This window comes from Effusibacillus lacus (assembly GCF_002335525.1).
GTDB classification, from domain to species: domain Bacteria; phylum Bacillota; class Bacilli; order Tumebacillales; family Effusibacillaceae; genus Effusibacillus; species Effusibacillus lacus.
Genome location: NZ_BDUF01000109.1, coordinates 43,224 through 50,289 on the forward strand (window position 1 = coordinate 43,224; position 7,066 = coordinate 50,289).

The 7,066-nt window shown below is 49.7% G+C and carries 6 protein-coding genes; 5 read left to right on the forward strand and 1 reads right to left on the reverse strand.

Going from position 1 to position 7,066, the window contains the following annotated elements; translation table 11 throughout:
- Both EFBL_RS21535 and EFBL_RS18105 read left to right on the forward strand, forming a co-directional pair.
- Window positions 1-333: aldehyde dehydrogenase family protein (locus tag EFBL_RS21535; RefSeq protein ID WP_231705878.1), on the forward strand; the 333-nt coding region annotated here is incomplete at its 5' end.
- Between the two features lie 114 nt (window positions 334-447).
- Window positions 448-1,908 carry an aldehyde dehydrogenase family protein gene (locus EFBL_RS18105; RefSeq protein WP_096184183.1) on the forward strand — a complete coding sequence of 487 codons (1,461 nt, stop codon included), beginning with the start codon at window positions 448-450 and terminating at the stop codon, window positions 1,906-1,908.
- 120 nt (window positions 1,909-2,028) lie between these two features.
- Here EFBL_RS18105 and EFBL_RS18110 read toward each other — a convergent pair whose 3' ends face one another.
- Window positions 2,029-2,754, reverse strand: a complete 726-nt coding sequence (locus tag EFBL_RS18110) for a DUF3388 domain-containing protein (RefSeq protein WP_096183776.1) — start codon at window positions 2,752-2,754, stop codon at window positions 2,029-2,031.
- A 197-nt stretch (window positions 2,755-2,951) separates the two neighbouring features.
- On the opposite strand from EFBL_RS18110, the gene EFBL_RS18115 reads away from it, so the two are divergent.
- From EFBL_RS18115 to EFBL_RS18125, 3 genes are all read left to right on the forward strand, one after another.
- Complete coding sequence (locus EFBL_RS18115) at window positions 2,952-4,901, forward strand: sigma-54-dependent Fis family transcriptional regulator (RefSeq protein ID WP_424955030.1); 1,950 nt, start codon at window positions 2,952-2,954, stop codon at window positions 4,899-4,901.
- Window positions 4,902-5,106: 205 nt separating this feature from the next.
- Window positions 5,107-6,096 carry a thiamine pyrophosphate-dependent dehydrogenase E1 component subunit alpha gene (locus EFBL_RS18120; RefSeq protein ID WP_096183778.1) on the forward strand — a complete coding sequence of 330 codons (990 nt, stop codon included), beginning with the start codon at window positions 5,107-5,109 and terminating at the stop codon, window positions 6,094-6,096.
- 35 nt (window positions 6,097-6,131) lie between these two features.
- The coding region (locus tag EFBL_RS18125; RefSeq protein WP_096183780.1) for an alpha-ketoacid dehydrogenase subunit beta at window positions 6,132-7,066 on the forward strand (935 nt) is incomplete at its 3' end.

A 7,066-nucleotide genomic window follows, 5' to 3' on the forward strand; every position in this document is an offset into this window, starting at 1 on the left:
ACCAATGTGTCCAAACAATTGCCCGTATCGTGCCAAGAAGTTTTTGGACCGGTGGTAATCGTTACGCCTTTCGTTGATTTAAATAAAGCGATTGAGGCGGTGAACGATTCCCGGTACGGTCTTCAGGCGGGTGTGTACACCAACGATCTCCGTGCGGCTATGCGTGCGGCGGAACAACTTCATGTTGGTGGAGTGATGATAAACGACATTCCAACCTTCCGCGTCGACAACATGCCCTATGGTGGCGTAAAGGAGAGTGGATTTGGCAGGGAAGGGGTCAAGTTTGCAGTGGAAGAAATGACGGATTTGAAGCTGATTTGTATCAAGCGCTAGCCCATTTTAAGAATTAGTAGTATCAACTACGAGTGAAACATGCGAGTGAAACTAAGGAAACAATTTGCAAAAGGGGGAGAACTTGTGACCTTCACAAGCAATTCGTGCGAAAAAATGTATATCGCCGGCAGATGGGTAGAGTCAGAGCAAGGAAACACTCGCCAGATAGTCAATCCTGCCACCGGAGAAGTTATCGCTGTTGTGGCAGAGGGAGGAGTAGCAGATGTACAGCGGGCGATTCGTGAGGCGAGACGAGTGTTTGATGAAACCGATTGGCCGGAGATACCTCCTGTTGAACGAGCCCGTCTTCTGAACGCATTGGCTGATCGCTTGGAACAGCGAGCGGAAGAGTTCGCAATATTGGAAACGCTAAATTGTGGAAAACCGCTGAGGGAAAGCCGCTTCGACGTAAATGACGCCGTAAACTGTTTCCGCTATTATGCTGGATTGATCAACAAGCCGCTTGGTCAAACCTATCAGGTGGCAGATCCAATGGTGACGATGGTCGTTCGGGAACCGATTGGGGTCTGCGGTCAAATTGTGCCATGGAACTATCCTTTACTTATGGCGGCGTGGAAGCTCGCTCCCTGTTTAGCCGCAGCCAATACCACAGTTTTCAAACCGGCAGAAGTGACACCGCTTACAGCGATCAAACTCTTTGAAATCATCGAAGAAGTCGGCTTCCCACCGGGTGTCGCCAACCTTGTCCTCGGGTCTGGACCGGTCGTAGGTCACGAACTGGTGGATAGTGATCTGGTCGATAAGGTGGCCTTCACCGGGGGGACTGCGACGGGTAGAAGTATCATGCAGACAGCAAGCCGGAATTTGAAAAAGATTTCGCTCGAGCTCGGCGGCAAGTCGCCTAATATTATCTTTGCCGATGCGGACTTCGATACGGCCGTAGAGTTCGCCATGTTCGGAATTTTCGCCAACCAGGGGCAGGTATGCTCGGCCGGTTCTCGACTGCTGGTGGAAGATTCGATCCATGACCGATTCGTCGAGGCACTCGTGGAGTTCAGCAAAAAGATTAGAGTAGGGAACGGGATGAATGAACAAACGGAAATGGGACCGCTGATCACTCCCGCTCACCTGCAGAAGGTCTTGAGTTACATTGAGCTTGGGAAACAGGAGGGCGCTGATCTAGTGTTAGGTGGCAACCGTATCACAACTGGAGATTATGCAAAAGGCAATTTTGTGGAACCAACCATTTTCATCAACACAACTCCCGAGATGCGCATCGTACAGGAGGAAATTTTTGGACCAGTCCTTGTCGTTCAGCGCTTCCGTGACGAGGAAGAAGCGATTCGCCTTGCAAACAGCACAGTTTATGGTCTCGCGGGTGGAGTTTTTACACAGGACGGAGCGAAGGCGATGCGTGTAATAAAAAGACTACGTGCCGGCATCACATGGATCAATACGTATCACCCAACATACAATGAAGCTCCATGGGGCGGCTATAAGCAAAGTGGCATCGGCCGGGAACTCGGGACATTTGGCTATGAAGCATACACTGAAGTAAAACAAATCAACGTCAATTTAAAAGTTGAGCCGCTAGGCTGGTATAATAATGATTAGAAATAAGTAAAGCAAGACCCGATAAGGATGTTCCTTTTCGGGTTTTCATTTTAGAAACTATAGAAGCAATATCCGATCTTAGCAAAAGGGAAGAAAAAGTTTATTTTTCGATTAGTGAGTCTAACCTTCGGTGAAGGTTTCGCCCGTACTGTAAAGCTCGATAATCCGGTCAAAAATATCCAACGTATAGTCCCCTTGTTGAATAAACATATCCGGATTCTCAATCACTTTCGGAACGTCCATGTCCATGACTTCTTTAACGACTCGGTGGTGATCTTCACTTGCGCGAGCAGTCATCGAACCGTCCAACAGGAAAACAATATTGTCAGGTTCACGTTCCACAGGATAAAGGCGGGTCCGGGCACTTTGCCGGATCATGGTGGAGGAGATGAAAGTCCATCGTTTGCTTGAGTAAACGCATGCCGCTATGATGGCTTCCGTTTTGCCCACCTTCGGCATCCCCTTGACGCCAATGACCTGGTTTCCTTCTCTTTTCAAAAGTTCCCCCAAAAAATCGATCAGAATCCCCAATTCGTCCCGTGAAAACCGATAGGTTTTGTTATGTTCGGACTCACTCCGGATAAAGCGCCCATGACGAAGAGCCAAACGATCCGGCAGTGTTGGTTGCCTCAACGCAGTAACGGTTATATTTTCGATAGTTCGGAGCATGGAACGTAAAATCGAAATTTTTTGCGTATCATCCGTACGAAGCAAGATGCGATTGATACCTTCAGCGCCGCCTATGGTGACTATATTTATCGAAAGCATACCCAAAAGAGATGCGATATCCCCCAACAAACCGGGACGATTTTTGTGGATATGATATTCCAAGAACCATTCTTCCATGGGGGTTCCTCCAAAGCAGGGGAGTTTCTTCTCTGCTTTTAGTATTCCATGTGCAAAGAAATCTAGCAATATTTGAATAATGAGTAATCCGATTGGCGTGAATTTACCCATATGATACCATTGAACTAAAGACAACCAGGGAATTTTCGGCTGTGAACGGGGGTTTGCAAATTAAGAAATTGGATGGGGGAAGTAATGTGCGGAACAAGGAACAACTCAAAGCCATGTGGGAAAAGTTTGTTTCGAACCGCCAATTGGACCCGGATCTTGATGAGTTGGTCAGACAGTCGTGGCTCCGGTCTGTTGCCTTTGGAGTTGATCCGTTTCAACCGGTCGGCAGGAAAGCGCGGATCCAAACTTCATTTCCCGAGTATCTGCAGAGGAAACGTGGATTGCTGGAGACGGCCCTGCCATTGATGGAGAGCCTGTACAAGATCGTGAGAGGATCGGGTTTTCTTGTAATTCTCTGTTGTGAAAGCGGTTTCTTGTTAAAGGTGATTGGGGACAGGGACACTTTGCGGGAGGCGGAGAGGATTCATTTTGTCGAAGGAGCCGACTGGAGCGAGGAAGCTGTCGGGACGAACGCGATTGGCACCTGTCTGAAACTGGACAGGCCGATCCAAATTTATGCAGCGGAACATTTCTCGGAAATCTGCCACGCCTGGACCTGTTCGGCAGCTCCCGTACATAGCCCCGACGGACGAATCATTGGAGTTCTGAATATGTCGGGACCGTTTGAAAAAGTTCATCCCCACACTCTAGGCATGGTTGTGTCAGCAGTCGAGGCTATCGAAAATCATTTGAGCGTCATCGAGAAATCCCGAAAAAACGAAATTATGCAAAGTTATCTTGAGGCAACCGTCAACACATTGACGGAAGGGGTAGTAATCGCGGCGAAAGACGGGAAGATCATCCGGACGAACGATACCCTCTCCCGGATTGTCAAATTAAAGCCTGAACAGATGGAGGGGCAGCGGATTGATCAGGTATTCGACAACCGGGTAATGAGCCAGATCACCTCGAATGCCGTAACCTTGACTCATCGGGAAATCCGTTTGCGGATTGCGGCAAACGGGGAAACCGTTCCCGTTTTGATGAACGTAAAGCCGATAAAAAATCCGGACGGCGAATCGATGGGGGCCTTGATTACGCTTCAGGAGATTGAAAAAGTCCGGCAGTTTGTTTATGACATGACAGGGAGCCGGGCCAAAATCACGTTTGATGACATTGTCGGACAAAGCGCCGTTTTCCTGGATTGTGTCAATGAGGCCAGACTGGCCGCCCGCACCGATTCGAACGTTTTATTGACAGGTGAAAGCGGTACAGGAAAAGATTTGTTTGCCCAGGCGATCCACAATGCGAGCATACGTCGCGGGAAACCTTTTTTGGCCATCAATTGCGGCGCGATTCCCAGGGATTTACTGGGCAGTGAGCTGTTCGGTTTTGTGGAAGAAGCTTTTACCGGCGCCAAAAAAGGAGGAAACGCCGGAAAATTCGAACTGGCAGACGGAGGAACCTTGTTCCTTGATGAAATCGGCGAAATGTCGTTGGAGATGCAGGTTTTGTTGCTACGGGTGTTGCAAAACAAGGAAGTGATGCGGATTGGCGGTTACAAGGCGATACCGGTTGATGTAAGGATTATTGCTTCCACAAACAAAAATCTGGAAGAGGAAGTCCGTAAGGGAACATTTCGGGAAGATCTGTTTTACCGGTTGAATGTAATACCGATCAAAATTCCGGGTTTGCGCAAAAGGAAAGAAGACATTCCGCTGCTGGTCTACAGTTTCACGGAAAAATTAAACCAGCGATTGCAAAAGAGAATACGTTCCGTTTCTTCCGAACTGCTGGATATTCTGTCGCGGTATGATTGGCCGGGAAATGTCCGGGAATTGCAAAACGTATTGGAACGAACCATAATTCGGGCGGACGGGGAAGAGTTATTGCCTGAATTTCTGCCGATCGAGTTAAGACTGAATCCCCGGGTGATAGAGTTGGCAAATCAGTTGCCGTTCAAAGAAGAAATCAAAAAACAGGCATTAATCCGCTCTATACACGAGAGCAAAGGCAATTACAAACAGGCGGCCCGGCAATTGGGGATTGCCCGCAGCACCCTCTATCGATTATTGAAAAAATATAACCTGAAATGAAAAGTTCCCTTGGGAGTGTCCCATTTTGTCTCGATGTGTCCGAGTCTGTCGGTACTTGTGAAGCAAAATGGGACACTTTTTTTATGGATATGCCTTTACTAACACGTCTTAATCTCTGGCATGATTTTTGCTTTGTGTTTTAGAAGCGATACTGAATTTTGGGATTCCCCCAAAAAAATCAATACTTTGCGGAGGAGGAGAAAGCATGTCGGTACCTGTCGACAAAATCAAATGGATGTATGAAACAATGGTCAAAATCCGTTATTACGAGGAGACGATGGTGTCGGCGTATGCGGAAGGAAAACAACCGGTTTTCAACATTGGGGCCGGCCCTGTACCAGGGGAAATGCATCTGGCTGCCGGACAGGAACCTGCCGCTGTCGGGATTTGTGCGCACTTACATGAGGAAGATACGGTGACTGCCCCTCATCGCCCTCACCATAACGCAATTGCCAAAGGGGTTGACCTGAAGCGGATGACCGCCGAAATGTTCGGAAAAGTAACGGGTCTTGGCAAAGGGAAGGGTGGGCATATGCATCTCTTTGATCCAAAAGCAAAATTTTCCTGCGGCGGAATTATTGCGGCGGGGCTGCCGCATGCGGCAGGGGCCGCTCTGGCAGCCAAAATGAAAGGGAAAGATTGGGTGGCAGTGGCGTTTATCGGTGAAGGTGCCGCCAATGCGGGCGCATTTCACGAAACCCTGAACCTGGCGGCACTTTGGAAACTCCCGCTGGTCGTGGTGATTGAGGATAACTCTTACGGGATTTCCGTTCCCAAAACGGCGTCAACCGCAGTGGCGACAAATGACCAACGGGCCGCGGCGTACGGGATCCCGGGGTATTGCGTGAAAGAGAATGACCCGATCGAAATGTACCGTGTGTCGGGCGAAGCGGTGGAAAGAGCCCGCAGAGGGGAAGGACCGTCCATCATCGAGATCGAAACGTACCGTTTCCTGGGGCATTTCCAGGGAGATCCGGAAGTATACCGCGACCCGCAAGAAGTGCCTGGCTTGCGACAAAAAGACCCGATCGAACGGGTAAAGGATGTGCTGTTGGAACAATACAATCTGTCTCCGGAAGAGATTGAGCAATTGGAACAACGGGCACGCAAGGAAGTGGATGAAGCTTATGCGTTTGCGCGGGAAAGCGCGTATCCGGAGCCGCAAGCCGCTTTGGAAGATCTGTTTGCCGTTTAGTTTTTTTAATTCCATTGAGGGAGAGGGGTACGAATATGGCGACAGTTGCAAAACGTATGTTGACGGGCAATAAAGCGATGGCGGAAGCGATCGCACTGGAAATGGAAAGGGATCCGAGCGTGTTCGTAATGGGTGAGGATGTCGGACAGTACGGCGGCATCTTCGGTTCCACGGAAGGGTTGTTTAAAAAATTTGGTCCGGAGCGGGTGTTGGACACCCCAATTTCAGAAACGGCTTTTATTGGAGCCGCAATCGGGGCGGCCGCCGAGGGAATGCGTCCGATTGTCGAGTTGATGTTTGTCGATTTCTTTGGGGTGTGCATGGATCAAATCTATAATCATATGGCCAAAATCCCCTATATGTCCGGTGGAAACGTCAGGTTGCCGATGGTGTTGATGACAGCAGTCGGCGGCGGTTATAACGATGCAGCCCAGCATTCGCAGACTTTGTACGCCACGTTTGCCCATATGCCGGGGATGAAAGTGGTTGCGCCTTCTACTCCCTACGATTTGAAGGGAATGATGATTTCCGCCATCCGCGACGACAATCCGGTTGTCTTTATGTTCCACAAATCGCTTCAGGGCCTGGGATGGATGGACCAAATCGACGCCTCAGTCGGTGAGGTGCCGGTAGAAGCATACACCGTTCCCCTCGGAAAAGCAAAAGTCGTTCGCGAAGGAAGCGATGTAACGATTGTCGGAATTCAAATGACCACCCATTATGCGTTGGAAGCTGCCGAAAAGCTGGCGGAAGAGGGAATCGAGGCGGAAGTGATCGATCTGCGTTCTCTGGTTCCGCTAGACAAAGAAACGATCCTGCAGTCTATAAAGAAAACCCACCGTTTGGTGGTGGTTGACGAAGACTACCGTTCTTACGGCATGACGGCCGAGGTGGCCGCGGTGGTGGCGGAAGAGGCGTTGTATGACCTGGAGTCGCCCATTCGCCGGTTGGCCGTGCCGGACGTGCCGAT